Below are 26,335 nucleotides of genomic sequence, written 5' to 3'. Positions count from 1 at the left end.
GGGGGCCGGCGCTCGTCCACAGGCGAGCGCCGGCCCCTTCCGCGTGCCCAGGCCGATGGGGCACGGTGTGCGCATGCCGCCCACTCCTCGCACCGTCCCGCCCGCACCCGCACCCGCACCCGGCTCGACGCTCACGCGGCTCCTCGCGCCCCGCGTCACGGACCTGGGACTGCTCGTCGTGCCGGCGGACGTCGGTGGGCACGCCGCCTTCCAGGACCTCGTGCGGTCGGGTGCGCTCCGCCGCCTCTGGGGCGACGTCGCCGCGCCCGCGCTCGTCCCGGACACACCGACCCTCCGCGCGCTCGCCGTCCGCGACCTCGTCCCGCAGGGGACCGTCCTCGCCGGGAGCGCCGCGGCCTGGGTGCTCTGCGGATCGCCCGCACCGCGCGTGCTCGACGTCGTGTACACGCCGGGCCGGCACCGTCCCGCACCGCTCGCGGGCCGGGCGCCGCGCCAGTCGCACGTGCTGCGCGACGACCGGACCCTGGTCGCGGGGGTGCTGGTGACGTCGGTCGTGCGGACCGCCCTCGACGTCGCGACGCGGTGCGAGCCCGACGAGGCGCTGAGGACCCTTCGCCGGCTGCGTGACGTCTGCGGGCTCGAGCCCCGGCTCGCGGTCCGCTCGCTCGAGCTGCGCCACCGGTGGGCCGAGCGCCCGCGGGCGCGGCACACCCTCGCGCTCCTGCTCGCCGGGGAGGACGAGCCGGTCTAGGTTGGTCGGCATGGCCGCAGCCACGACACCTCCCGTGGAGCTCGACGTCCGTGGCCGGACCGTGCGCGTCACGAGCCCGGACCGCGTCGTCTTCCCCGCGCGAGGGGTGACCAAGCTCGACGTCGTGCAGTACTTCCTCAGCGTCGGGGACGGGATCCTCGGCGCTCTGGTGGACCGTCCGACGACGCTCGAACGCTGGCCCAAGGGCGTGTTCGAGGGGGCGCGGATGAGCACCCGCACCGACAACACCGGCGACGCGTTCTACCAGAAGCGCATCCCCAAGGGCGCGCCCGACTACGTGCGCACCGCACGCATCGCCTTCCCGAGCGGGCGGACCGCCGACGAGGTGTGCCCGACCGAGCTCGCCGTCGTCGCGTGGGCCGCAAACTTGGGGACCCTGACGTTCCACCCGTGGCCCGTGCGAGGCGAGGACGTCGAGGCCGTGGACCAGCTCCGCATCGACCTCGACCCCCAGCCCGGGACCGACTTCGACGACGCCGTGCGCGTCGCGCCGCACCTGCGCGAGGTGCTCGACGAGCTGGGCCTCCCCGGGTACCCGAAGACGTCGGGCGGTCGCGGCATCCACGTCTTCGTGCCGATCGCGCCCGAGTGGGACTTCGTCGCGGCGCGTCGCGCGACGATCGCGATCGGTCGCGAGCTCGAGCGCCGCCTTCCCGAGCAGGTCACCACCAAGTGGTGGAAGGAGGAGCGCGGCGCCAAGATCTTCGTCGACTACAACCAGATGGCGCGCGACCGCACCATCGCCTCGGCGTACTCGATCCGTTCCAACCAGCGCGCGACGGTGTCCGCTCCGCTGCGCTGGGAGGAGCTCGGTGACGTCCACCCGGACGACTTCGACGTGCTGTCGATGCCCGCGCGCTTCGCCGAGGTCGGCGACCTCTTCGCGCCGCTGCGCGCCGACCGTGACGACCCGGGGGCGTCGCTCGAGCCCGCCCTGGAGCTGTCCCGCCGCGACGAGGCCGAGCACGGGCTCGGCGACCTGCCCTATCCCCCGGAGTACCCGAAGATGCCGGGCGAGCCCAAGCGCGTGCAGCCGAGCAAGGACCGCGACCGGCCCCGCGCCTAGCGGCCGGCCGTCCGCGCTCGGCGCCGGCCGCAGCGCGACCCGCGCGTCAGACGACGCCCGGAGCGCCCGGGAGGATGTCGGTGAGGTCGTAGCGCACGGGCTCCTCGAGCTGGTCGTAGGTGCACGACGACGGGTCTCGGTCGTCGCGCCAGCGCCGGAACTGCGCCGTGTGCCGGAACCGCGTGCCCTCCATGTGGTCGTACGCCACCTCCAGCACGCGCTCGACGCGCAGCGGCGTGAACGACAGGTCCTTGCCGGAGCTCCACCGCGACACCGCACCCGGCATCCGCTCGCCGGTGGGGTTCTCCCATCCCGACCACGGGTGCGCGTCGGCCTCCGGCGTGCCCGGCTCGACGACCAGCGGGGCGAGCTCGGTCACGAGCGCGGCCCGGCGTGCCGCCGGGAAGGACGCGGCGACGCCCACGAACTGGAGCTGGCCGCCGTCGTCGTACAGCCCGAGCAGGAGCGACCCGAGCAGCGGCTTCGCGGGCGTCGACGTCTTGTGCAGGCGGTAGCCCGCGAGCACGACGTCCGCCTCGCGCCCGTGCTTGATCTTGAGCATCGCGCGCTTGTTGGGCTGGTACGTCCCGTCGAGCGGCTTCGCGACGACACCGTCGAGCCCCGCGCCCTCGAAGGTGTCGAACCACTCGCGTGCGACCGCCACGTCACGGGTGCGGGGGGTGGCGTGCACGGCGGGGCCGTCGAGCCCGAGCGAGTCCAGCACCTCGTGGCGGCGCGCCAGCGGCTCGCCCGTGAGGTCGTCATCGTCCAGGGCGAGCACGTCGAACACGACGAGCGCGGCGGGCGTCTGCTCGGCGAGCAGGCGCACCCGCGAGGCCGCGGGGTGGATCCGCTGCTGGAGCACCTCGAACTCGAGGCGCCCGTCCCGGGCGACGACGATCTCCCCGTCGACCACGCAGCGGGGCGGGAGGGCCGCGCGCACCGCCTCGACGACCTCCGGGAAGTAGCGCTCCATCGGCCGCGCGTTGCGGCTGTCGAGACGCACCTCGTCGCCGTCGCGATACACGATCGCGCGGAACCCGTCCCACTTCGGCTCGTAGACGTACCCGCCGTCCACCGCGTCGGGCTCGGGCACGTCGGGCACGGACTTCGCGAGCATGGGCAGCACGGGAGGCATGACGGGCAGGTCCATGTGCCGATGCTGCCACCGGCCGCAGCGTGCGGCACGACGACACGTCCGGGTACCCGGCACGGCCGCTCGCGCGGCGCGAGCGCGACGGGTCAGGCGGGGAGCTGCGTCGCCTCGGCGGCCTTCGTCCCGGTGATGCGGTAGACGTCGAACACGCCGTCGACCTTGCGGACCGCGCTGAGCACCTGCGCCAGGTGCGCCGGCTCGGCCATCTCGAAGACGAAGCGGGACATCGCGACGCGGTCGTTCGACGTCGACACGGTCGCCGAGAGGATGTTCACGTGGTTGTCCGACAGCACGCGCGTGACGTCGGAGAGCAGGCGCGCCCGGTCGAGCGCCTCGACCTGGATCTGGACCAGGAACATCGCGTTGCTGCCCGTGGTCCACGAGACGTCGACGATGCGCTCGGGCTGGTTGCGCAGCCCGACGACGTTGCCGCAGTCCGCGCGGTGGACGCTCACGCCCTGGCCGCGCGTGATGAAGCCGATGATCTCGTCGCCCGGGACAGGGGTACAGCACTTGGCGAGCTTGACCCAGATGTCGTCGACGCCCTTGACCATGACGCCGGGGTCCCCCGTGCGCACGCGGCGCGCGGTGTGCCCGGGGCGCGCGGTCTCCGCGACGTCCTCGACCGTGCCCTCCTCGCCGCCCATCGCCTGGACGAGCTTGGAGACGACGTTCGCCGCCGACACCTGGCCCTCGCCGATCGCGGCGTAGAGCGCCGTGACGTCGGCGAAGCGGAGCTCGTTGGCGAGCGCGACGAGCGACTCGTGCGACAGCAGGCGCTGGATCGGCAGGTTCTGCTTGCGCATCGCCTTGGCGATCGCGTCCTTGCCGTGCTCGACCGCCTCCTCGCGGCGCTCCTTGGAGAACCACTGGCGGATCTTGTTGCGGGCGCGGGGGCTCTTGACGAACGCGAGCCAGTCCCGGCTCGGGCCCGCGTTCTCGGACTTCGAGGTGAGGACGTCGACCGAGTCGCCGTTCTCGAGCGTCGAGTCGAGCGGGACGAGCCGCCCGTTGACGCGCGCACCCATGGTCCGGTGCCCGACCTCGGTGTGCACGGCGTAGGCGAAGTCGACCGGGGTCGAGCCGGCGGGCAGCGCCATGACGTCGCCCTTGGGCGTGAAGACGTAGACCTCCGCGCCGCCGATCTCGAAGCGCAGCGAGTCGAGGAACTCCGCGGGGTCCGCCGTCTCACGCTGCCAGTCCACGAGCTGGCGCAGCCACCGCATGTCGTTCGCCGCGGTGTCGTCCTTCGCGGTCTTGCCGCCCGACTTCGCGGTCTCCTTGTACTTCCAGTGCGCCGCGACGCCGTACTCCGCACGCCGGTGCATCTCGTGCGTGCGGATCTGGATCTCGACGGGCTTGCCGCCGGGACCGATGACCGTCGTGTGCAGCGACTGGTACATGTTGAACTTCGGCATCGCGATGTAGTCCTTGAACCGCCCGGGCACGGGGTTCCACCGCGCGTGCAGCGCGCCGAGCGCCGCGTAGCAGTCCCGGACGCTGTCCACGAGGACGCGCGCACCGACGAGGTCGTAGATCTCCGCGAAGTCGTGCCCGCGCACGATCATCTTCTGGTAGATCGAGTAGTAGTGCTTGGGCCGCCCGGTGACGGTCGCCTTGATCTTCGCGCTGCGCAGGTCGGCCGTGACCTGCTCGCGCACGACCGCGAGGTACTCCTCGCGCGCGGGCGCGCGCTCGGCCACGAGGTGCACGATCTCGTCGTAGACCTTGGGGTACAGGGCCTGGAAAGACAGGTCCTCGAGCTCCCACTTGATCGTGTTCATGCCGAGGCGGTGCGCGAGCGGCGCATAGATCTCGAGCGTCTCGCGCGCCTTGCGGCCCGCTGACGACGACGAGACGTACTTCCAGGTGCGCGCGTTGTGCAGCCGGTCGGCGAGCTTGATGACGAGCACGCGGATGTCGCGCGCCATGGCGACCACCATCTTGCGCACCGTCTCGGCCTGCGCGGCATCCCCGTACGTCACCTTGTCCAGCTTGGTCACGCCGTCGACGAGCATGGCGATCTCCTCGCCGTACTCCTCGGTGAGCTGCGCGAGCGAGTAGTCGGTGTCCTCCACCGTGTCGTGCAGCAGCGCGGCGGCGAGCGTCGACCCGTCGAAGCCGAGTTCGGCGAGGATCGTCGCGACGGCGACGGGGTGGGTGATGTACGGGTCGCCGCTCTTGCGCAGCTGCCCCCGGTGGGCGCGCTCCGCGGTCTCGTAGGCACGCTCGATGACCGTGAGGTCGGTGCGGGGGTGGTTGGTGCGGACGGCCTGGAGCACCGGCTCGAGCGCCGGGCTGCCGGCGTTCGGCCGGGCGCCGAAGCGCACGAGGCGCGACCGCACCCCACGCCCGCCGGAACCGCCCTGCCCCGGGGTCGGCTGCGCGCCCGCCTTCTCCGGGGCGCGCGACGTCCGGGTGTTCTCGCTCATGCGCGCCTCCTTCCGCAGGCCGGCGATCGCCGACACCGTGTCGACGACCAGCCGAGACGACCGGAGTGGCAATCCTACGACTCGACGTGGACCAGAGTGGTCACGTCGCGGCCCGCGAGCCGCTCGCGGCCACCCAGGCCCTCGAGCTCCATGAGGAACGCGAGGCCGACGACGACGCCTCCCCCGCGCTCGACGAGCTCGGCGCCCGCAGCCGCCGTGCCCCCGGTCGCGAGCACGTCGTCCACCACGAGAACACGCGCACCGGTCGGCAGTGTTCCCGAGCGCAGCTCGATCGTCGCCGTGCCGTACTCGAGGTCGTACGTCACGGCGTCGGTGGGCGGCGGCAGCTTGCCCGCCTTGCGCAGCGGCACGAAGCCGACGCCCAGGTGCGTCGCGAGGGGGGCGCCGACCAGGAAGCCCCGCGCCTCCATGCCCGCGACGAGGTCGATGCCGCCCGCCGCACGCGCCACGTCCCCGAGCGCCTCGACGACGTGACCGAAGGCCTCGCCGTCGGCGAGGAGCCCGGTGATGTCGCGGAAGGTGATGCCGGGCCCAGGGTAGTCGGGCACGGCGCGGACGAGCTCGAGCACGCGGGACGCCCGCTGCGCGCCGAGACCGGCGAGGCCGACGGCCCTCAGGCCGTCCACCTCGCCGGTCGGCGTGTGGTGCTGGTCCGTCATCGGGGACGACGGCGGCGCGGCTGCGCCTTGTTGCCCAGGTGCTCGCCCGGCTGGAGCTGGCGGTGACCCGCCCCGACGCCGGCTGCCGCGAGCGCGGCGTCCTCGTCGTCGCCCGCCGCCTCGACGCGCTCGGCCCGCAGCGCGAGCACCTTCGCCGTGTGGTCCCGGATCGGCTTCTCGCGCTCGCGCAGGGCGACCTCGAGGGGGGTGGCGAGGTAGACCGACGAGTACGCTCCCACGGCCATGCCGACGAACAGCGCGAGCGCGATGTCGCGCAGTGTGCCGGCACCGAGGAGGAACGCACCGATGAAGAGGATGCCCGCGACCGGGAGCAGCGCGACGATCGAGGTGTTGATCGAGCGCACGAGCGTCTGGTTGATCGCGAGGTTCGCCCGCTCGGCGTAGGTGCTCCGCGTCTGGTCGAGGACGCCCGCGGTGTTCTCCCGCACCTTGTCGAACACCACGACCGTGTCGTAGATCGAGTACGCGAGGATCGTCAGGAGCCCGATCACGGTCGCCGGGGTGATCTCCCAGCCGATGAGCGCGTAGATGCCGACCGTGACGACCAGGTCGTGGAACAGCGCGATGACCGCGGCGAGCGCCATGCGCCAGTTCCGGAAGTAGACCGTCATGACCAGGCTGACGAGCAGCAGGAACACGACGAGGCCGACGACCGCCTTCTGGGACACGTCCTTGCCCCAGGTCGGGCCGATGTAGGAGCTCGTCACCTCGCCCGTCGAGACGCCGTAGGCGTCGGCGAGCTCCGTGGCGACCTGCTCGACCTGCTCGTTGCTGAGCTCGGCGGTCTGGATCCTGACCGTGCTGGAGCCCACCGAGGTGACGCGCGGGACCTCCTCGGGCGCGACCGCCGCGACAGCGTCGAGCGCCGGCTGCTGCGACGTGTCGGACACGCCGGAGACCGTGAACTCGGACCCGCCGCGGAACTCGATCCCGAGGTTGAGGCCACCACCCGCCATGCGGATGCCGATGACCCCGAGCGAGAGGACGACCAGGACGATCGCCACCAGGAAGTAGCCGCGTCGCTTCGCGACGATGGCGTAGGACCGACGGCCCGTGTACAGGTCGTTGCCCCACTGGGCGAAACCGCTGGCCATCAGTGCTTCTCCTCGTTCTCGTCGCCCGCCGCGTCAGCGGAAGGAGACCCGTCGTCGCCGGACGCCGCGGCGGCGCGCCGTTCGGCCGCCCGGCGTTCAGCGATGGTCATGCGCGGCCCGTCGGCGCGGCCCACGCCGGCGCCGACGGTCTCCCGTACCGGCGCCGCACGCGTGGGCTCGGGGGCGTCCGTCACCGGCGCGTCCTCGGGCTCCGCGCCCGCGACCGGCGCGGCCTCGCTGGTGGTCGCGCCGACGACGCGACCACGGCCCGCGTACCGCGCGGTCCGCACGCCCAGGCGCCGGGGGTCGAGGCCCGAGGCCGGGTGGCCGTTCGCGAAGAACTTCGTCCGGGCGAGCAGCTGCATCAGCGGGTGCGTGAAGAGGAACACCACGACGAGGTCGACGAGCGTCGTCAGACCGAGCGTGAAGGCGAAGCCGCGCACACCGCCGACCGCCAGGTAGTACAGGACGATCGCGGCAACGAAGTTCACGGCATCCGAGGCGAGGATCGTGCGGCGCGCGCGCTGCCAGCCCTTCTCGACCGCAGAGTTCAGAGTCCGGCCGTCGCGCAGCTCGTCGCGGATGCGTTCGAAGTACACGATGAACGAGTCTGCGGTGATGCCGATCGCCACGATGAGTCCCGCGACGCCGGCGAGCGACAGCCGGTACCCGATCGTCCACGACAGGACCGAGATGACGCCGAACGTGATGACGGCGGCGATACCGAGCGACGCGACGGTCACGAGCCCGAGCATCCGGTACTGGAAGAGCGAGTAGATGACGACGAGCAGCATGCCGATCGCGCCCGCGAGGAGGCCCTTCTCGAGCTGCTCGGAGCCGAGCGTCGCGGAGATCTGCTCCTGGCTCTGCACCTCGAACGTGAGGGGCAGCGAGCCGAAGTTGAGCTGGTTCGCGAGCGTCGCCGCGCTGTCGCGCGTGAAGCTCCCGGAGATCTCGGCCTTGCCGTCCGGGATGGCGACCTGCGACACCGGCGCCGAGATGACCAGGCCGTCGAGCACCATCGCGAACTGGTTCTGCGGAGCCGGGAGCGACGTGAGGCGGGTCGTGACGTCGCGGAACGCCTGGGTGCCCTCGCCGTCGAACTCGATGTTGACGACCCACTCGTTCGTGACGACGCCGTTCTGGCCGACCCGCAGGCCGGAGTTGGCGTTCGAGATGTCCGTGCCCTCGATCTCGACGGGACCGAGGATGTACTTGGCGGAGCCGTCGTCGGCGCACGCGACGAACGCGGAGTCCGTCGGACCGCTGTCGCCGCCGACGAGGTTCTCCGGGAGCGTGCAGTCGAGCGCGTCGAACTGCTCCTGCAGCTCGGGCGTGATCTGGGCCAGGTCGCTCGGGTTCTCCGGTCGCGTCGCCTCGTCGGCCGGGTCGGACGCGGTGTCTTCCGCAGGAGCGTCCGTCGCCTCGTCGGCGGCCGGGTCGCCCGTCTCCTCGGTGGCCGCGTCGCCGGACTCGGCGGCGTCCGCGGACTCCGTCGCGTCAGGTGCGTCCTCTGCCCCGGCGTCCTCACCCGCAGCCGCGTCGGTCGCCTCGTCGGCCGGCGTCGCGGTCGGCATCCCCACGGTCAGCACGGGCCGGAAGCGCATCTGCGCCGACGTGCTGACGAGGTCGATCGTCTCCTGCGACGGCTGCCCGGGAATCCCGACGACGATGTTGTTCTGACCCTGGCTCGTGATCTCCGCCTCGGAGACACCCTGCGCGTCGATGCGCTGGCGGATGACGTTGATCGCCTGGTTGATGTCCTCGGCCGTCGGCTGCGAGCCGTCGGTGGTGACGGGCTGCAGGATGATCTGCGTGCCACCCTCGAGATCGAGCGCGAGGCCCGGGGTCAGGCTCGCCCCGCCCGGGTTGTCCTCGGTCTTCGGGTCGAGCTTCGTGCCCGCGAAGAGGGACCCGAAGAGGACGACGATGAGGATTCCCAGGGTGACGAGGGTCCGTACGGGCCTCGCTCGTGTGCTGCTGGTGGCCAACTGTCCGTCTCTTCTCGTGCGTGTGCGGTGGGCCTCGCGGCCCACCGCGTCAGACCGGTCGCGGCAGCGACCGGCATAAGGTCACTTGGTATCGGTGCCGTCGTCCCGGCGCCCGCGGTCCTTCTCCGACCCGTCGTCGGTCAGACCGGACAGGTCGTCGGGGACGACGAGGTCGTCGACGTCCCCCTTCGACGTGCTGGGGTCGGCGTTCGCGCTGCCGTAGGCCGCCGCGGTCTCCGACGTCTCGTCGGTCTCCGTCTCCTCGGCCTCGACCGGAGGCTCGACGAGCTTCGCGATGGCCGCGCGCAGCCACCGGGACTGGTTGCCCGGCGTGGACTCGATCGTGATGACGTCAGCGTCCTCGTCGACGTCGACGATCGTGCCGAACATGCCCGAGCCCGTCATCACCTCCTGCCCGGGGGCGAGGGTCGCCCGGAAGTTCTGGGCCTCGCGCTGCTGCTTGCGGGTGCGGCTGGTCATGAGGAACATCGCACCCGCCGCGAGGGCGAGGATGAGGATGAAGCTGATATCCATGACGGAGTCTCGTGTCCTGTTCTGTGCGGGATCTGCGCGCAGTCTAGGCGTGCGCGCACGGTTCACCAACGAGCCGTCTCGCCGCGGAGTTCCGCCCGCTCGGGTCCCGACCATTCTAGGACCACGTTCGGCGCGCCTGTGACCGCCGTCACGGGGCCCTGCCGCGAGGCCCGCACGGCCGGGCCGTCAGGCGTCGAACAGGGTGCCGCCCTCGCGCGGCGGGGTGAGCCCGAGGTGCGCCCACGCGGCCGGCGTCGCGACACGCCCCCGGGGCGTCCGCCCGATCAGCCCCTCGCGCACCAGGTACGGCTCGGCGACCGTCTCGACCGTCTCGGCCTCCTCGCCGACCGTCACGGCGAGCGTCGTCAGCCCGACCGGCCCGCCGTTGAACCGCGTGCACAGCGCCGTGAGGACCGCCCGGTCGAGGCGGTCGAGGCCGATGGGGTCCACCTCGTAGACCTCGAGCGCCGCCCGCGCGGCCGCGAGGTCCATGCTCCCGTCGCCGCGGACCTGCGCCCAGTCGCGCACGCGACGCAGCAGGCGGTTGGCGATGCGGGGCGTGCCGCGCGAGCGGCCCGCGATCTCGCGCGCGGCGTCCGGGTCGAGCGCCACGCCCAGCAGCCCGGCGGACCGGGAGAGCACGCGCTCGAGCTCGTCGCTCGAGTAGAAGTCGAGGTGCCCGGTGAAGCCGAAGCGGTCGCGCAGCGGCGCGGGCAGCAGCCCCGCGCGCGTCGTGGCGCCGACCGCCGTGAACGGGGGCAACGAGAGCGGGATCGCGCTCGCGCCCGCGCCCTTGCCCACGACGACGTCGACCCGGAAGTCCTCCATCGCCATGTAGAGGAGCTCCTCCGCCGGCCGTGCGAGGCGGTGGATCTCGTCGATGAAGAGGACCTCGCCCTCCTCGAGCGAGGAGAGCACGGCCGCCAGGTCGCCCGCGTGCTGGATCGCCGGGCCGGACGTCACGCGCAGCGAGGTCCCGAGCTCGGCGGCGATGATCATGGCGAGCGTCGTCTTGCCGAGCCCGGGCGGCCCGGACAGGAGCACGTGGTCCGGCGAGCTCCCGCGGGCGAGCGCGGCCTGGAGCACGAGCGAGAGCTGGTCGCGCACGATCGCCTGCCCGACGAACTCCTCGAGCCGGCGCGGACGCAGCGCAGCCTCGGCGGCGCGCTCGAGGTCGTCGGCACCCGCCGCGACGATCCGCTCGGACGAAAACGTCCCGTCCCCGCCGAACCCGTCCACGCCCACCTGGTCGAAGTTCGCCATGGTCAGCCCCTCGGTCCGCCGAGGACGCGCAGCGCGGCGCGCAGCGCACCGGCCACGTCGGGCGCCTCGACGACGTCGACACCGGCCTCCGCGAGCACGGTGGAGACGGCGTCGTCCGCGGCCTTGAGGTTCCAGCCGAGGCCCACGAGCGCCTCGACCACCTGGTCGCGTCGGTCCTCGACCTGACGCGGCCCGGTCCCGACGGCCGTCGCGCCGGCCTCGGGGGCGTCGGCACCGGTGGGCGGCCCGAGCTTGTCGCCCAGCTCGAGCGCGATCCGCTGCGCGCCCTTGTTCCCGATGCCGGGGACGCGCACGAGGGCCGCGATGTCGGCGCCGGCCACGGCACGGCGCAGGGCGTCGGGCGTGTGCACGGCGAGCATCGCGAGCGCGAGCCGCGGCCCGACGCCGCTGACGTTCTGCACGGTCTCGAAGACGCTGCGCTCGTCGTCGTCGGCGAACCCGTAGAGGGTGAAGGAGTCCTCGCGGACCACGAGGCTCGTCGCGAGCCGGGCGTCCTCGCCGACCCGCAGACCCGCGAGCGTGGCGGGCGTGGCGTGCACGAGGTAGCCCACTCCCCCGACCTCGAGCACGGTGCGGTCGAGCTGGACGCTCGCCACGACTCCGCTCAGCGACGCGATCACCCAGGCTCCTCTCCCGGTCGGCAGCGCCGACCTGGTCCGATGGTCGACCGGCCCGACGACCTCGGGGCGGCAGCGAGGAGTGCGTCGAACACCCGTACGACCGCGGTCACTCTAGCAAGGTGCGCCCACGCCCCGGTCGACCGACACGGGAGCCGTCAGCGCGGCGACCGCCGCCCCTTCGCCGCGTGCTCCGCCGCGGCCCAGGCGCGCTGCGCCGGGGTCAGCTCGTGCCGCTCGCCGCCCTGGAGCGCACCCGACGGCCGCCACAGGTGGCAGATGGCGAGCGCGAGCGCGTCAGCCGCGTCCGCGGGCTTCGGCGGCTCCGCGAGCCCCAGGATGCTCGCGACCATGCGCTGGACCTGCTCCTTGCCGGCGCGCCCGCTCCCCGTGACCGCGGCCTTGACCTCGGACGGCGTGTGCAGCGCCACGGGGACGCCCCGCTTCGCCGCCCCGACCATCGCGAGACCCGCGGCCTGAGCCGTGCCCATCACGGTCCCGACGTTGTGCTGGGCGAAGACCCGCTCCACCGCGACGACGTCCGGCACGTGCTCGTCGAACCACGCGTCGAGCCGCTCCGCGATCCGCAGGAGCCGCAGGTCCACGCTGAGGTCCGGATCCGTCCGGATGACGCCCACGGCCACGAGCTCGGCCCGCCGCCCCCGCGCGGAGTCCACCACCCCGACACCGCACCGGGTCAGCCCAGGATCCACTCCGAGAACGCGCACCCCGCTACCCTCCCACGAGCCGACGACGGGACGTCGCCGCCTCGCGGGAACGCGGCGAGGTGAGCCGACACCGGCGGGGTGGGTGGGACGCGCGCGGTCGTGGCGGGCCTGGCGGGAGCCGCGAGGGACGAGAGGCGGATGGTAGACCGCGCGCGTCCCACCCACCCCGCACCCAGGGCGACCAGATCGTCACCTCGGGCGACCCCAGCGGTCAGTCGTCGTTCTCGAGCTCCCCCATGACCTCGTCCGACGCGTCGAAGTTCGCGTAGACGTTCTGCACGTCGTCGCTGTCCTCGAGCGCGTCGATGAGGCGCAGGATCTTGCGCGCGCCCTCGGCGTCGACCTCGACCTCCATGGACGGGTGCCAGATCGAGTCGGCGGAGTCGTACTCGATCCCTGCCTCCTGGATCGCGCTGCGCACGGCGACGAGGTCGCTCGCCTCGGACAGCACCTCGATGACCTCGCCGGAGTCGGTGACCTCCTCGGCGCCCGCCTCGAGCGCGGCGAGCATGACGTCGTCCTCGGTCACGCCGTCCGCCTTCGGCACGACGACGAGGCCCTTGCGCGAGAAGAGGTAGGACACGGAGCCCGGGTCGGCGAGGTTGCCGCCGTTGCGGCTGAACGCGAGGCGGACCTCGGAGGCCGCCCGGTTCTTGTTGTCGGTGAGGCACTCGACCAGGACGGCGATCCCGTTGGGGCCGTAGCCCTCGTACATGATCGTCTGGTAGTCGACAGCGTCGGCACCCGTGCCGGACCCGCGCTTGACGGCGCGGTCGATGTTGTCGTTGGGGACCGACGACTTCTTCGCCTTCTGGATGGCGTCGAACAGCGTCGGGTTGCCCGCGGGGTCACCGCCGCCCGTGCGCGCCGCGACCTCGATGTTCTTGATGAGCTTCGCGAAGAGCTTGCCGCGCTTGGCGTCGATGGCCGCCTTCTTGTGCTTGGTCGTGGCCCACTTGGAATGCCCTGACATGCGTTCCTACCCCTTCGCGATTCTGACGAACAGCTCGTGCACGCGCGCGTCCCCGGAGATCTCCGGGTGGAACGAGGTGGCGAGCAGCGATCCCTGCTGGACTGCGACGATCCTACCGGCGGCGGCCGCGGGGATGCCGGGCGCCTCGTGGTCGGGGATGCGCGCGAGCACCTCGACCCCCGGGCCGACCTCCTCGACCCACGGCGCGCGGATGAACACCGCGTGCACGGCGCCCGCCCTCTCGGCGCCGGCGCGGCCGCCGTCCTGCGGGGCGAGACCCGCGAACGCGAGGTCGGTCTCGAACGAGTCGACCTGGCGGCCGAACGCGTTGCGCCGGACCGTCACGTCGAGCCCGCCGAGGGTCCGCTGGTCCGCGGTCCCGCCGAGGATGCGGTCGGCGAGCAGGATCATGCCGGCGCACGAGCCGTAGACCGGCAGGCCCTCGGCGATGCGGGCGCGCAGCGGCTCGTCGAGCTCGAAGATGCGCAGGAGCTTGTCGATGGTCGTCGACTCACCCCCGGGGAGCACCAGCCCGTCGACCGCGGCGAGCTCCTCGGGACGCCGTACGCCGACCGTGCGCGCACCCGCGGCCTCGAGCGCGGCGCGGTGCTCGCGCACGTCGCCCTGAAGGGCCAGGACTCCGATCGTGATCGTCACGAACGGGAATGATACGTCCGTCTGCGCCCGGGCCCCGTCCCGGGCTGTTGCTAGCCTCGCCGTCGTGACCACTGCGCCCGGCACCGGACCCACACCGCCCTACCCTGCCCCGCCGCCGTCCGGCTACCCCGGGCCCTCGACCCCGTACCCCGGCCTCCCGCCGCGTCCGCCGCGGAGCACGCGCGGCGGGACGGTTCTCATCGTGGTCGGCGCGGTCCTGCTCGTGGTCGCGCTCGTCGCGGGCGTCCTCGGTGTGACGACCTTCGTGCGGGCGCTGCCCACCGGCGTGGTCGACGGCACCGGCGCCCCGGGCTCGGCCGCCCTCGCTTCCGGCGACGTGCCGGGCGAGGCGGAAGTCCCCGTGTCGGGCGGCCAGCCCTACAGCGTGTGGGCGGTCGTGCCGATCGGAGCCGAGGGCTTCGACACCGACGACGTCACCGTCTCGTGCCCGGGCGGCGACCTCGAGGTGCGCGCGCCGTCCGTCTCGGGGAGCTCCGGCTTCGGCTCGCACGAGGCGACGACCGTCGCCGAGGTGACCTCGCCGTCGGCCCAGACCTGCACGGTGTCCGTCGCGCAGGGGGACGCCTCGCCCGGGGCGACGTTCGTCGTCACCGACGGGTGGAGGTTCGGCGAGTTCTTCGCGACCGTCGGCGGCACGATCCTGCTGTGGTTCGTCGCGATCGGCGGGGTGCTGCTGGGCCTGGGGCTCCTCGTCGGCGGGATCGTGTGGCGCGTCGTCGCGCGCCGGCCGTAGCGGTCGCGCATCCCTCCGCGGAGGGTCCGCCGCGGAGGGCTCAGTCCTCGCGCGCGATCCCCAGGTGGTGCGTCACGCCGTCCCACCCGCCCAGCAGGGGGGTGACGAGGTCCGGCAGGCCCTCCGGGAAGACCTCGATCTCGACGCCGCGCAGGTCGTCGAGCGACCACCACCGCATCTCGTCGACGACGTCGAGCTCGACGTCGGTCCACCCGTCCCGGCTCAGCGTCCCCGCGTCCCCGCCATCGCCCGAGGCGTCGTCGACGCGCGCGAGGAAGAGCACCTCGTCCTGGCGGCAGTGCTGGCGGTAGAAGTCGAAGATCGCGCTGCGCGTGTAGACCGGCCCGACGAGCGCGCCCGGGTCGAGCAGGATCCCCGTCTCCTCGCGGACCTCGCGCAGCGCGGCGTCGCGGTCGCTCTCACCGGGGTCGACGCCCCCGCCGATGGTGAACCACCACGAGCGCTCCGGCTGGTCGACGTCGTGCCCGCGGGCGAGGAGGATCCGGTCGGCGTCGTCCAGGAGCAGGACGCGCGCGCCCCGGCGGAAGTAGAGCCCGTCGTCCCCGAGGACCCAGTCGGGACCCAGGGACGACGGCGCTCCGGCGGCCTCGGCCACGACGGCTCAGCCGTCCGTCGCCGGCACGACGACGGACGGCTGCGCCGTGGGAAGCTCTGTCACCAGCCGCGCTCGGCGAGGCGGTGCGGCACGGGGATGTCGTCGACGTTGATGCCGACCATCGCCTCGCCCAGACCGCGCGAGACCTTCGCGATCACGTCGGGGTCGTCGTAGAACGTCGTCGCCTTGACGATCGCGGCGGCGCGCTGCTCCGGGTTGCCGGACTTGAAGATGCCCGAGCCGACGAACACGCCCTCGGCCCCGAGCTGCATCATCATCGCGGCGTCGGCCGGCGTCGCGATGCCGCCGGCGGTGAACATGACGACGGGCAGCTTGCCCGTCGCGGCGACCTCCTTGACGAGCTCGTACGGCGCCTGGAGCTCCTTGGCCGCGACGAAGAGCTCGTCCTCCTGGAGCGAGGTGAGGCGGCGGATCTCGGCGCGGATGGTGCGCATGTGCGTCGTCGCGTTGGAGACGTCGCCGGTGCCGGCCTCGCCCTTCGAGCGGATCATCGCCGCGCCCTCGGTGATGCGGCGCAGCGCCTCGCCGAGGTTCGTCGCCCCGCACACGAACGGGACGGTGAACTGCCACTTGTCGATGTGGTTGGCATAGTCGGCCGGGGTGAGCACCTCGGACTCGTCGACGTAGTCCACGCCGAGCGACTGGAGCACCTGCGCCTCGACGAAGTGGCCGATGCGGGCCTTCGCCATGACCGGGATCGAGACGGCCTCGATGATGCCGTCGATCATGTCGGGGTCGGACATGCGCGAGACGCCGCCCTGCGCGCGGATGTCCGCGGGCACCCGCTCGAGGGCCATGACCGCGACCGCGCCGGCGTCCTCGGCGATCTTCGCCTGCTCGGGCGTGACGACGTCCATGATGACGCCGCCCTTGAGCATCTCGGCCATCCCGCGCTTGACCTTGGCGGTGCCGACGGCGCCGGCGCCCTCCGCGGTCGCGGCGCCCGGGGCGCTCTCGGCAGGGACGTTCTGGTCGGCCACGTTGGTCACCGGTACCTCACACCTTCAGGTCAGGGGAACGTCGCGCGCACGCGCACGGACGCCGTCGAACAGGCTCGACGGCACATGCTCCCACGCGCTCCCATCCTATCGCCGGGGCGTCCACCCGAACCCAGCCCCGAGCCCGCGCGCGGAGCGCCGCCGGCCGCCCGCGGAGGGTCAGCCCGGCGTGCCCGCCGACGCGGCGGGGCGCACGAGGACGTCGGGCGCGGCGTCGTCGAGCTCGACCGTCGCGGGCATCGGCGCGTGCCCGGCGAGGTGGAACAGCCGCACCCACCACTTGCGCCGCACGCGCTGCGCCTGGGCGACGGCCTCGTTGTGGAACCGGCGCGCGAGCTGCGCGCGGTACCACGCGGCGGAGAGCGTGCCGAGCAGCTCGTCGCCGACAGGCCCGGACCGCAGCTCGGCGACGTCGTCGGCGTCCTCGAGGGCCGAGCGCAGCGTGGCCGTGAGGTCGCTCTCGGCGAGGGCGCGCGACTCGGCCATGCCGCCCAGCAGCCGCCGGGGGCGCGGTCCCCCGGACGCCGCCAGGCCGGGCACCTGGTCGGCGAGCCGGCTCGTGTCGTCGTCGTCGTCGAGGACGGCGTGCGCGGCCTCGGCGACGAGGATCGAGCTGGCCGGGTCGAGCTCGCCGGAGGCGGCCAGGTCGACGGCGGCCGACGCGCGGCGCACGAGCTGCGCGTCCAGCGCCAGGCGCGAGGCCATCACCTTGCGGTGCAGCCGGTCGAGCCGCGATGCGGCGACCCACAGGAGCCACGCCACCAGCGCCGCGACCACGAGGACGAGGACGGTGATCTCGGACCAGGTCACGGGCGGCCTCCCTCGTCGTCGCGCGCCCGGCCCAGGAGGCGTCCGCCCCGGCGCGAGCGCGGGTCCTCGTGGACCGGGATGACCGCCTCGGACGCCGCGAGCACGGTCTCGTAGACGGCGAGCACCTGGGCGGTCACGGCGGACCAGTCGAAGCGGCGGACGAACTCGCTCGCCCGGGCACGGTAGGCGTCGCGCCGCGGCGGGTCGGCGAGCACGTCGAGCACGGCCGCGGCGAGCGCGTCCGGGTCGCCCACCGCGAACAGCGCCCCGGCCGCGCCGTCGTCGAGCACGCGCCGGAAGGCGCCGAGGTCGCTCGCGACCACGCAGGCGCCGGCGCTCATCGCCTCGACGAGCACGATGCCGAAGCTCTCGCCCCCGGTCTGCGGCGCGATGTAGAGGTCGACGGACGCGAGCATGCTCGCCTTGTCCTCGTCGCTCACGCCCCCGAGGAACTCGACGGACGCGGCGTGCTCCCCCAGCGCCTCGATCGCGGCCTCGCGGCCGTCGTCGCCGCGACCCGCGACGAGGAAGCGTGCGCCGGGGACCTTCGCGAGGATCGCCGGGATCGCCGCGGCGAGCACGGGCAGGCCCTTGCGCGGCTCGTCCAGGCGGCCGAGGAAGCCGATGGTCGGCGCGTCGGGCGTGCCCTGCCACGCGGGGTTCGCGGGCGCGGACTCGAACGTGTCGACGTACACCCCGTTGGGGATGACGACCGCGTCCCCGCCGAGATGGTCGACGAGCGTGCGCCGCGCGTCCTCCGAGACGGCGATGCGGGCGTCGATCTTCTCCAGGCTCTGCCGGACGAGCGGGTACGCGACCTGGAGCGCGCGCGAGCGCACGATCGAGGTGTGGAACGTCCCGACGATCGGGCCCTGGGCGATCCACAGCGCGACCATGCTCAGCGACGGGTTCACGGGCTCGTGGATGTGGAGCACGTCGAACCGGCCCGCCTCGAGCCAGCGCCGGACCCGGCCCGCGGTGCGCGGGCCGAACGTCACGCGCGCGACCGACCCGTTGTACCGGACCGGGACCGCGCCCCCGGCGGGCGTCAGGTAGTCCGGCACGGGCGTGTCGTCGTCGGCGGGGGCGAGGACGGAGACCTCGTGGCCCTGCGCCATGAGCGCCTCGGCGAGGTCGCGGACGTGGAACTGGACCCCGCCCGGGGCGTCGAAGGAGTAGGGGCACACGATGCCCACGCGCAGGCTCATGCGGCCCGCTCCGCGTCCGGCTCGCCCGCGGCGGCCCGGGTCCGGGCGTAGCGCGCGGGGTCGAGGTCGTCGACGAACACCTTCTGGAGCATGTGCCAGTCCTCGGGGTGCTCGCGGATCGCGACGCTCAGCGCGTCCACCCAGCCCTGGGTCGCGAGCGCGACCTGCTCGGAGCGCGGGACGTCCCGCGCGATCTCCACGCGCGGGAAGAAGCGGATGACGAGGCCCCACGGCGAGCCCGCCGCGCGGCGTCGCGCGCCCCGCAGCCGCTCGTAGTAGATACCGGCCGGGACCAGCGGCGTCCCGGTGCTCACGGCGAGCGCCGCGGGGCCGGCGGCGACGCGCGCGCGCTGGCCGAACAGGTCGACCTCCACGCCGCGGTGGGTGAGGTCGCGGTCGGCGAGCAGCGGGATGATCTTTCCCGGCCGGCTCGCGCCGCGGACGAGGTCGCGGAAGACGTCGCCGTCGCCGAGCGCGAGGATCTCCAGCCCGATCGAGTTCCGGAACGCGAGGAACTCCTCGAACAGCTCGTCGGGCTTCAGCCGCTCCGCGACGGTGAGCACGGGCGCGATGTTCGGGGTCGCGTACGCGCCCGCCAGGTCCCAGTTGCCCTGGTGCGACAGCGCGAGCACCGGGCTCCGGTCGCCGTCGAGGTGCGGCGCGAGGTTGTCGAGCCCGACGACCCGGACCCGCGCGCGTACGCGCTCCGGCGTCCAGGCGGGCAGGGTGAACGCCTCGCGGTAGTACCGCATGTACGAGCGCATGCCCGCGCGCGAGAGCCGGCGCAGCGCGCGCGGCGAGAGCTCGGGGCGCACCCGGGCGAGGTTGCGCTCGAGCTGGCGCACTCCCCCGCCGTGCAGGAGCCAGGTCACGTCGGCGATCGCGCTGAACAGCCCGCGCAGGACCGGTTCGGGGACCTTGCGCGCGTTGCGCCAGGCGAACGTGAACGCCTTGCCGGCGTCGAGGGCCATCAGCGACCGTCCTCCTTCTCCTCGGGGCGCGTGGTCACGAGCGCGAGCGCCTGGCGACGCACGGTGGCCACGCGTTGCACGACCGTGACGGCGCTCGCAAGGGCGAGCAGCCCCAGCACGACGACGAGCACGACGGGCGGCACGCCCAGCCCCACGATCCCGGCGGCCACGAGCGCGGCGACGAGCCGGTCGGCGCGCTCGGCGATCCCGACCTGCGCCGTCATGCCGACGCTCTCGGCGCGGGCGCGCGCGTACGGGACGACCGCGCCGAGCGCGAGGCACGCGAGCGCGACGCCGGTCCCCCAGGCGGCGAGGTCGGGCGTGAGTCGCGGGTCGTCGGCCCGCACGAACCACAGCGTGAGGCCCACGAACACGGCGGCGTCGGCGAGCCGGTCGAGCGTCGAGTCGAGGAACGCGCCCCAGGGTCCCGACCGGCCCTCGCGGCGCGCCATGACGCCGTCGAGCACGTCGGCGAAGGCGCAGACCATGACGACCATGACGCCCGCGAACAGGTGGCCCGTCGGGAAGAGCCACAGGGCGCCGACGACGACGCCGACGGTCCCGGTGATCGTCACCGCGTCCGGGCTCACGCCGAGGCGGAGCAGCAGCGCGGCGAGCGGGGTGAACAGGCGGGTCGTGAGCGCGCGCAGGCGTCCGAACATCAGGCGGTTCCCTCCGCGGGGACGTCGGGTCGAGCGGGCGGCCACGCCGCGGCGAGCCGCGCCCGCGTGTCCGCGAGCAGCTCGGGCACGGCCTTGGTCTGCGCGACGATCGGCAGGAAGTTCGCGTCGCCCGACCAGCGCGGCACGACGTGCTGGTGCAGGTGGGCGGCGATGCCGGCCCCGGCGACCGCGCCCTGGTTCATGCCGAGGTTGAACCCGTCGGGCGCCGACACGGCGCGCACGACCCGCATCGCGGTCTGCGTGAGGTGCGCGACCTCGACCGTCTCCGCGTCGGTGAGGTCCGTGTAGTCGGACACGTGGCGGTAGGGCACGACCATGAGGTGGCCTGGGTTGTACGGGTAGAGGTTGAGCACGACGTACGCGGCCTCGCCGCGCGCGACGATCAGCCCGTCCTCGTCCGACCGGTCCGGGATGCGGCAGAACGGGCACTGGCCGCGCGAGTCGTCCGCGGGCTTGTCCTGCCCGCCGATGTACACCATCCGGTGCGGCGTCCAGAGCCGGTCGAGGCCGTCGTCGAACCGCGGGTGGGTGTCCGGGAGCTCCACGCTCGCCTCGTCGGCAGGGTCGGGGGCGCCGCCCGGCGCGGCCGCGTCGGCCGCGCCGGGCGACCCCGTGCGCTCGTCGCTCACGCGCCGTCAGACCTGGACGCGGTCGCGGACGGCGGTGACGATGCGCTCGACCGCCTCGGCGACGGGCACGCCGTTGTCCTGACGGCCGTCGCGGTACCGGAACGACACGGCGCCCGCCTCGGCGTCCTCGCCGCCCGCGATGAGCACGAACGGCACCTTGCGCGTGCTCGCGTTGCGGATCTTCTTGCCGAACCGGTCGTCGGAGTAGTCGACCTCCGCGCGGATCCCCTGGGCCTTGAGCTGCGCGACGACGTCGGCCACGTAGTCGTTGAACGGCTCCGCGACCGGGACCGCGACGACCTGGACGGGCGCGAGCCACGCCGGGAACGCGCCCGCGTAGTGCTCCACGAGGATCCCGAAGAACCGCTCGATCGAGCCGAACAGCGCGCGGTGGATCATGACCGGACGCTGGCGCGTGCCGTCGGACGCCGTGTACTCGAGCTCGAACAGCTCCGGCTCGAAGAAGTCGAGCTGGATCGTCGAGAGCTGCCACGTGCGGCCGATCGCGTCCTTCGCCTGGACCGAGATCTTGGGGCCGTAGAACGCCGCGCCGCCCGGGTCGGCGACGAGCTCGAGGCCCGACTCCGACGCGACCTGGCGCAGGATCTCGGTCGCCTCCTCCCACGTCGCGTCGTCCCCGACCGACTTCTCCGGGTCGCGCGTCGACAGCTCGAGGTAGAAGTCCTCGAGGCCGTAGTCGCGCAGGAGGTCGAGGACGAACGTCAGCGTCGAGGACAGCTCGTCCTTCATCTGCTCGCGCGTGCAGTAGATGTGCGCGTCGTCCTGCGTGAAACCGCGCGCACGGGTCAGGCCGTGCACGACGCCCGACTTCTCGTACCGGTACACCGTGCCGAACTCGAACAGGCGCAGCGGCAGCTCCCGGTACGAGCGACCCCGGGAGTTGAACACGAGGTTGTGCATCGGGCAGTTCATCGGCTTGAGGTAGTAGTCCTGGCCGGCGCGCTTGACGTTGCCCTCGTCGTCGAGCTCCTCGTCGAGGTGCATGGGCGGGTACATGCCGTCCGCGTACCAGTCGAGGTGGCGCGACGTCTGGAAGAGGTTCGCCTTGGTGATGTGCGGCGTGCTGACGAACGAGTAGCCCGCCTCCACGTGCCGCTTGCGCGAGTACTCCTCCATCTCCATGCGGATCGTCGCGCCGTTCGGGTGGAACACGGGCAGGCCGGAGCCGATCTCCTCCGGGAAGGAGAACAGGTCGAGCTCGTTGCCGAGGCGGCGGTGGTCGCGGCGCTCGGCCTCCGCGAGGCGGTCGAGGTACGCCTTGAGCTCGTCCTTCGTCGGCCACGCCGTGCCGTAGATGCGCTGGAGCTGGGGGTTTTTCTCGCTGCCGCGCCAGTAGGCCGCGGCCGAGCGCATGAGCTGGTAGCCGTTCCCGATCAGGCGCGTGCTCGGCAGGTGCGGGCCGCGGCACAGGTCCTTCCAGACCACCGTCTCGCTCTCGCGCCCGGCGCCGCGCACGTTGTCGTAGATCGTCAGCTCGCCGCCGCCGACCTCGACGCTCGCACCCTCGGTGTCGTCGGCCGCGCCGCCCTTGAGCCCGATGAGCTCGAGCTTGTACGGCTCGTGGGCCAGCTCGGCGCGCGCCTCGTCCTCCGTCACGACCCGGCGGCGGAAGGTCTGGCCCTCCCGGATGATCCGGGACATCGCCTTGTCGAGGGCCTTGAGGTCCTCGGGCGTGAACGGCGTCGCGACGTCGAAGTCGTAGTAGAAGCCGTCCGTGATGGGCGGGCCGATGCCGAGCTTCGCGTCGGGGTTGACCTGCTGGACGGCCTGGGCGAGCACGTGCGCGGCCGAGTGCCGCAGCACCGCGAGGCCGTCGGGCGAGTCGATGGTCACGCCCTCGACCACGTCGCCGTCGGCGACCGGGGTGTCGAGGTCCTTGAGGACGCCGTTGACGCGGATCACGACGACGTCGCGACGGGCGGCGAACAGGTCCGTGCCCGTCGTGCCCGTCGTCACCGTGGTCTCCTCGGCGTCGAGGGTGATGGTGAGGGGTGACGAGACGACGTCAGACACGTCCGTGCTCCGATCTGCTGGCGGGAGGCGCGCGGCGCGCGCCCGGTCGAGGTCCTGCGGCCGGCGGGCCCTGCCCGACAGCACGAAGGGCGCCGTCGTGGACGGCGCCCCTCGATCGTACCGACCCGCAGGTCAGTCGTTGGCCTCCTTGGCCTTCTCGGCCAGGGTGTCGACGTGCTGGTCGACCGAGTCGGGCGCGACGGACTTGATCTGCTCCGCGACGTCGTCGATCCGGTCGTCGGTGAGGAACTCCTTCGCCTTGCCGAGAAGGTCGCCGAGGCCGCCCTCGCTCTTCGGTGTCTGCTCGCTCATGCCGGCTCCCTCGAGGATGCTCCGCGCGCGTCCCGCGCCGGGCGCCGGACCGTTCCCGCGCCCGTCCGGAACGCTACCCGCCCCCGCGGCGCCACGCGACGCGAGCCGCGACGTCGTGCGCCCGCGCCGCGCCGCGCCGCCACGTGCCGCGGCCTGTCACAATCGTCGCCATGGACGACGACGTGGCACCCGGCGAGCGGACGGCGCGGGTCTTCCGTCGCCGGCTCAACGAGCTCTTCGCACGCGGGCGCGGCGGGCGACCCGTGACCAACCGCGAGGCCGCCCAGTGGATGACCGAACGCGGGTACTCGATCAACGAGGCGTACCTCAGCGCGCTGCGGGGCGGGCACCGCTCCTCGCCGAGCCTGCGCGTCGTCGAGGGCATCGCCGCGTTCTTCCACGTGAGCACGGGCAGCCTCGTCGACCCCGAGGAGGACCCGGACGACAGCTTGCGGGCCGCGCTCGCCGACGAGGGCGTCGAGCAGTTCGCGCTGCGCGCCCAGGGGCTGTCACCGGAGAACGTCCGCGCGATCATCGAGATCGTGGACCGCGTACGGCGCCTGGAGCACCTCCCGCCCGTGACCCCGCCCGTCCCGGACGGCGACCGTGGATGACCTGCTGCGCGCCGCGGGCCTGGACCGTGCCCGCAGCGTCGAGGAGGCGTGCCGCCTGGTCGCGGCGGTGCGCGGCCGTCCCCTCGAGGTCGTCGAGGGTGACCTCGGCCCCGGAGTGACCGGGCTCTGGCTCGCCTTCCCGGAGCGCGACCTCGTCCTCGTGGACGCCCGCCAGACCCTGCCCGGCCCGCACCGCGACCACGTCGTCGCGCACGAGCTGGTCCACGTCCTCGACGCGGCGGCCACGGCGGGCGCGCCCCGCGTCGGCGCGTGCCGCGACGGGTACGAGGACCCCGACGAGCTGCGCGTCGAGCGCCTCGCGAGCGAGCTCATGATCTCGATCGCCTCGCACGGGAGCTCCGCGAGCCGGCTCACGTCCCTGGAGCTGTACCGGTGAGCCACATGCTCGACCTCCTCGCCGCGGCGCTCTTCGCCACCGCGGCGGCGTGGACCGGCCTGCGCGCCCGCACGCGCGCGGACGCGGCCCTCCCCCTCGGCCTGGGCTTCGTCGCCGTCGCCTGCGCGCTGCGGGTCCCGCTGGTGGCGGACCTGCTCAAGGAGCACGCACCCGCGGGGACGCACGAGGTCGCCAAGCACGTCGCGCTGGTCACCGGCTGCCTCTTCGTGGGCGTGTGGGCGTACAGCGCCACCACCGGCCGGGCACCGCGCACCCGGTACGTGGCGCTCGCGGCCACGGGCGTCGGGGCCGCCATGGTGGTGCTCGCCACGGCGAGCGGCCCCTGGACGACCCACGACCTCGACGCGCAGGTCCACGACCGTCCGCTCATGTGGGGCTACTGGGCGCTCTACTACGGGACGTTCGTGACGGCGACCGCGACCTTCGCCGTCTCCTGCCTGCGCACCCGCTCACGACGGCCGCTCCGGCTGCGCTGGGGCATGGACGTGGCCGGGGCGGGCGCCGTCGTCGCGGTCGCGTGGGCCGTCGTGAGCTTCGTGGCGATGGTGCAGCACGAGCCGGGCAGCACCGAGCCGTACCTGGTCCTCGGCCTGCGGACCCGGTACCTCGTGCTCGTGGCGACGGTCCTGCTCACCGTCGGCATCGTGGGCCAGCTCGCGTCGTCCGCGGCCTTCGCGCGCGAGCGCCGCCGCGACCTCGGGCACCTCCACACGTTCCTCCGCGCGGTCGTGGGCGACGGCGGTCTGCGGGGGTCGAGCGCCGCCGTGGACGAGTACCACCGGACCATCGAGATCTTCGACGGCCTCACCACGCTCGCCCTCCACTCGCGCCGGGACGACGTGGACCACGTGCGGATCGCAGTCCCGGGGAGCCCGCGGGAGGTGATCCTCGCCTACCAGCTCCAGGTCGCCGCGATCCGCAGGACCCGGGGCGACGCGCCGAGCCTCGACCCCGACGACTGGTCCGGCCTGCTCGCGGACGACGACGCGCTGCGTCGGCTGGGACGCGCGCTGCGCGACCGGACGAACCGGGAGGGGACGACCCGCGTCCTCGCGGGCGTCTGAGACGGGCCGCCGTGGCTCGACGCCAAGCTCCCCCTGCGCGCTTGGCCCCGCGCCGAGCCTCGGCCGGCGGGCCTCAACCTACAGACAGACGACCTACGACGCAACATGCCTCTCAGTTGAAATCTCAACGTTTCCGGCGCTGCGCGCGTCCTCGGCCACAGCTCCTGGGAGCGGACCCGTGAGGTAGCCCTGGATCGTCGGCCCGACCGCCCGGACCACGGTCTCGGCGGGGGCCCCCGCGAGCGGCTCGACCCGGAGCACGTACCGCGCGACGACGAGCCCGGCGAGCTGGCTCGCCATGAGCGCACCACGCCACGCGGCCCGGTGCGGGTCCGGCTCGCTCCGCGCCACCGTGGGCCGCACGACCCGGGCCAGCACGAACTCGCGCAGCATCCGCGCGGCTCGCTCGGAGCTCGTCGCCGAGCGCAGGAGCGCGAGCGCGACCCGCCCGCGCGGCGAGTCCCAGGCGCGCAGGAGCGTGCGGACGACGTGCTCGCCCAGGCGCGCCACGTCGTCGGGCGCGCCGTCGAGGAGGAGCTCCTGCGGGTCGAAGGGCACGTCGACGGCGGCCTGGAAGAGCCTCTCCTTCGTCCCGAACCAGTGGTGGACCATCGCGGCGTCGACCCCCGCCCGGGTGGCGATGTCGCGGACCGTCGCGCGGTCGTAGCCGTGCTCCGCGAACGCGTCCCGTGCGGCGGACAGGATGTCGGAGCGCGTGTCCGAGCGGCCCGGGCGTCGCCCTCGCCGCCCGCTCACGCCGCACCCGCCGGGGTCGCCGACGCGCGGTCCACGAGCACCATGGTCTCCTCGAGCGTCGCGGGCACGACGTCGCACGTCGCGGCGACGCCCGCCGCGGCGAGCGCGTGCCGGACCGTCGCGGGCGGCGTCCCCGCCACGCGCGCCGCGCGGCCGTCGAGCATGACGGGCAGGCCTGCGGCGTCGAGCGCCGCGAACGCCGCCTGCCAGGCCCGGGACCGCACGACGACCGCCTCCCGGCCGCCCACGACGTCGGCGACCGTGCCCGACGCCACGGAGCGCCCGCGCGACAGGACGTGCAGGCGGTCGCACTGCTCGGCCTCCTGGAGGTGGTGCGTCGTCACGAGGACGCCGACGCCCGCGTCGGCCTGCGCGTGGATCGCGTCCCACGCGCGCGCCCGCGCGAGCGGGTCGACACCGGACGTCGGCTCGTCGAGGACGAGGAGACGCGGCGCGTGCAGCAGGGCGCAGTGGAACGCGA

Annotated in this window: 27 protein-coding genes and 1 pseudogene; 6 read left to right on the top strand and 22 right to left on the bottom strand. The window is 73.6% G+C overall.

Translation table 11 applies throughout. The features are described 5' to 3' along the window. The first annotated feature begins 73 nt into the window (after positions 1-73). Together FB00_RS21375 and ligD are read left to right on the top strand one after the other, a co-directional pair. Positions 74-712: a hypothetical protein gene (locus FB00_RS21375; protein WP_156186477.1), complete on the top strand. Its 639-nt coding sequence runs from the start codon at positions 74-76 to the stop codon at positions 710-712. A gap of 10 nt (positions 713-722) precedes the next feature. After that, positions 723-1,799: a non-homologous end-joining DNA ligase gene (ligD, locus tag FB00_RS19320; RefSeq protein ID WP_047234554.1), complete on the top strand. Its 1,077-nt coding sequence runs from the start codon at positions 723-725 to the stop codon at positions 1,797-1,799. 46 nt (positions 1,800-1,845) lie between these two features. On the opposite strand, the gene FB00_RS19315 is transcribed toward ligD, so the two are convergent. The 11 genes from FB00_RS19315 to pdxT all read right to left on the bottom strand — a co-directional run bounded on the left by FB00_RS19315 (position 1,846) and on the right by pdxT (position 13,966). Beyond that, entirely contained in the window at positions 1,846-2,952 is a 1,107-nt protein-coding gene (locus FB00_RS19315; protein ID WP_047234547.1) for an ATP-dependent DNA ligase, read from the bottom strand. Positions 2,953-3,041: 89 nt separating this feature from the next. Then, positions 3,042-5,387: a RelA/SpoT family protein gene (locus FB00_RS19310; protein WP_047234553.1), complete on the bottom strand. Its 2,346-nt coding sequence runs from the start codon at positions 5,385-5,387 to the stop codon at positions 3,042-3,044. 74 nt (positions 5,388-5,461) lie between these two features. After that, positions 5,462-6,067: an adenine phosphoribosyltransferase gene (locus FB00_RS19305; RefSeq protein WP_082141525.1), complete on the bottom strand. Its 606-nt coding sequence runs from the start codon at positions 6,065-6,067 to the stop codon at positions 5,462-5,464. Continuing rightward, positions 6,064-7,182, bottom strand: coding sequence for a protein translocase subunit SecF (secF, locus tag FB00_RS19300; protein WP_047234546.1), 1,119 nt, complete (start codon positions 7,180-7,182; stop codon positions 6,064-6,066). The genes FB00_RS19305 and secF overlap by 4 nt, the downstream gene beginning before the upstream one ends. Continuing rightward, positions 7,182-9,173, bottom strand: a complete 1,992-nt coding sequence (gene secD, locus FB00_RS19295; RefSeq protein WP_047234545.1) for a protein translocase subunit SecD — start codon at positions 9,171-9,173, stop codon at positions 7,182-7,184. The genes secF and secD overlap by 1 nt, the downstream gene beginning before the upstream one ends. A gap of 81 nt (positions 9,174-9,254) precedes the next feature. Continuing rightward, positions 9,255-9,707: a preprotein translocase subunit YajC gene (gene yajC, locus FB00_RS19290; RefSeq protein ID WP_047234544.1), complete on the bottom strand. Its 453-nt coding sequence runs from the start codon at positions 9,705-9,707 to the stop codon at positions 9,255-9,257. A 186-nt stretch (positions 9,708-9,893) separates the two neighbouring features. Beyond that, entirely contained in the window at positions 9,894-10,970 is a 1,077-nt protein-coding gene (gene ruvB, locus FB00_RS19285; RefSeq protein WP_047234543.1) for a Holliday junction branch migration DNA helicase RuvB, read from the bottom strand. A 2-nt stretch (positions 10,971-10,972) separates the two neighbouring features. Beyond that, positions 10,973-11,611 carry a Holliday junction branch migration protein RuvA gene (ruvA, locus tag FB00_RS19280; protein ID WP_047234542.1) on the bottom strand — a complete coding sequence of 213 codons (639 nt, stop codon included), beginning with the start codon at positions 11,609-11,611 and terminating at the stop codon, positions 10,973-10,975. A 155-nt stretch (positions 11,612-11,766) separates the two neighbouring features. Further along, on the bottom strand, positions 11,767-12,336 hold the full coding sequence (gene ruvC, locus FB00_RS19275) for a crossover junction endodeoxyribonuclease RuvC (RefSeq protein WP_047234541.1): 570 nt from the start codon (positions 12,334-12,336) through the stop codon (positions 11,767-11,769). A gap of 211 nt (positions 12,337-12,547) precedes the next feature. Beyond that, positions 12,548-13,309: a YebC/PmpR family DNA-binding transcriptional regulator gene (locus tag FB00_RS19270; RefSeq protein ID WP_047234540.1), complete on the bottom strand. Its 762-nt coding sequence runs from the start codon at positions 13,307-13,309 to the stop codon at positions 12,548-12,550. Between the two features lie 6 nt (positions 13,310-13,315). Then, positions 13,316-13,966, bottom strand: coding sequence for a pyridoxal 5'-phosphate synthase glutaminase subunit PdxT (gene pdxT / locus FB00_RS19265; protein ID WP_047234539.1), 651 nt, complete (start codon positions 13,964-13,966; stop codon positions 13,316-13,318). Positions 13,967-14,030: 64 nt separating this feature from the next. On the opposite strand from pdxT, the gene FB00_RS19260 reads away from it, so the two are divergent. After that, entirely contained in the window at positions 14,031-14,720 is a 690-nt protein-coding gene (locus tag FB00_RS19260; RefSeq protein ID WP_144425612.1) for a hypothetical protein, read from the top strand. Between the two features lie 40 nt (positions 14,721-14,760). Here FB00_RS19260 and FB00_RS19255 read toward each other — a convergent pair whose 3' ends face one another. From FB00_RS19255 to FB00_RS19215, 9 genes are all read right to left on the bottom strand, one after another. Then, complete coding sequence (locus tag FB00_RS19255; RefSeq protein ID WP_047234537.1) at positions 14,761-15,336, bottom strand: NUDIX hydrolase; 576 nt, start codon at positions 15,334-15,336, stop codon at positions 14,761-14,763. Between the two features lie 59 nt (positions 15,337-15,395). Further along, positions 15,396-16,337: a pyridoxal 5'-phosphate synthase lyase subunit PdxS gene (pdxS, locus tag FB00_RS19250; RefSeq protein ID WP_082141527.1), complete on the bottom strand. Its 942-nt coding sequence runs from the start codon at positions 16,335-16,337 to the stop codon at positions 15,396-15,398. A gap of 177 nt (positions 16,338-16,514) precedes the next feature. Further along, positions 16,515-17,165, bottom strand: coding sequence for a hypothetical protein (locus FB00_RS19245; protein WP_047234536.1), 651 nt, complete (start codon positions 17,163-17,165; stop codon positions 16,515-16,517). Further along, the gene (locus FB00_RS19240; RefSeq protein WP_197088863.1) at positions 17,162-18,367 is read right to left on the bottom strand and encodes a glycosyltransferase family 4 protein; all 1,206 of its coding nucleotides are present in this window, start codon (positions 18,365-18,367) and stop codon (positions 17,162-17,164) included. The genes FB00_RS19245 and FB00_RS19240 overlap by 4 nt, the downstream gene beginning before the upstream one ends. 2 nt (positions 18,368-18,369) lie before the next feature. Next, positions 18,370-19,344, bottom strand: a complete 975-nt coding sequence (locus FB00_RS19235; protein WP_047234534.1) for a phosphatidylinositol mannoside acyltransferase — start codon at positions 19,342-19,344, stop codon at positions 18,370-18,372. Beyond that, a complete protein-coding gene (pgsA, locus tag FB00_RS19230) occupies positions 19,344-20,006 on the bottom strand; it encodes a phosphatidylinositol phosphate synthase (protein WP_047234533.1) in 663 nt (220 codons plus the stop codon). The genes FB00_RS19235 and pgsA overlap by 1 nt, the downstream gene beginning before the upstream one ends. Further along, positions 20,006-20,572 carry an HIT family protein gene (locus FB00_RS19225; protein WP_047234550.1) on the bottom strand — a complete coding sequence of 189 codons (567 nt, stop codon included), beginning with the start codon at positions 20,570-20,572 and terminating at the stop codon, positions 20,006-20,008. The genes pgsA and FB00_RS19225 overlap by 1 nt, the downstream gene beginning before the upstream one ends. 90 nt (positions 20,573-20,662) lie before the next feature. Continuing rightward, entirely contained in the window at positions 20,663-22,690 is a 2,028-nt protein-coding gene (thrS, locus tag FB00_RS19220) for a threonine--tRNA ligase (protein ID WP_082141524.1), read from the bottom strand. Between the two features lie 132 nt (positions 22,691-22,822). Next, positions 22,823-23,002: a hypothetical protein gene (locus FB00_RS19215; RefSeq protein ID WP_047234532.1), complete on the bottom strand. Its 180-nt coding sequence runs from the start codon at positions 23,000-23,002 to the stop codon at positions 22,823-22,825. A gap of 170 nt (positions 23,003-23,172) precedes the next feature. Here FB00_RS19215 and FB00_RS19210 point away from each other — a divergent pair, with 170 nt between their 5' ends. From FB00_RS19210 to FB00_RS19200, 3 genes are read left to right on the top strand one after another with little or no spacing between them, the layout of a single operon-like run. Then, entirely contained in the window at positions 23,173-23,616 is a 444-nt protein-coding gene (locus FB00_RS19210; RefSeq protein WP_047234531.1) for a hypothetical protein, read from the top strand. After that, positions 23,609-24,013: a hypothetical protein gene (locus FB00_RS21370; RefSeq protein WP_052877795.1), complete on the top strand. Its 405-nt coding sequence runs from the start codon at positions 23,609-23,611 to the stop codon at positions 24,011-24,013. Before FB00_RS19210 ends, FB00_RS21370 begins: the two co-directional genes overlap by 8 nt. Then, positions 24,010-25,098, top strand: a complete 1,089-nt coding sequence (locus FB00_RS19200; RefSeq protein ID WP_156186476.1) for a hypothetical protein — start codon at positions 24,010-24,012, stop codon at positions 25,096-25,098. Before FB00_RS21370 ends, FB00_RS19200 begins: the two co-directional genes overlap by 4 nt. Positions 25,099-25,191: 93 nt before the next feature. Here FB00_RS19200 and FB00_RS19195 read toward each other — a convergent pair whose 3' ends face one another. Both FB00_RS19195 and FB00_RS22500 read right to left on the bottom strand, forming a co-directional pair. Further along, positions 25,192-25,854, bottom strand: coding sequence for a TetR/AcrR family transcriptional regulator (locus FB00_RS19195; protein WP_047234529.1), 663 nt, complete (start codon positions 25,852-25,854; stop codon positions 25,192-25,194). Beyond that, positions 25,851-26,335, bottom strand: a pseudogene (locus tag FB00_RS22500) (ABC transporter ATP-binding protein); the annotation flags it as partial. The gene FB00_RS19195 and the pseudogene FB00_RS22500, both read right to left, overlap by 4 nt.

The organism is Cellulosimicrobium funkei (assembly GCF_001019615.1).
Taxonomy (GTDB): Bacteria; Actinomycetota; Actinomycetes; order Actinomycetales; family Cellulomonadaceae; genus Cellulosimicrobium; species Cellulosimicrobium cellulans_E.
This window is presented reverse-complemented; position numbering and strand designations above follow the sequence as displayed.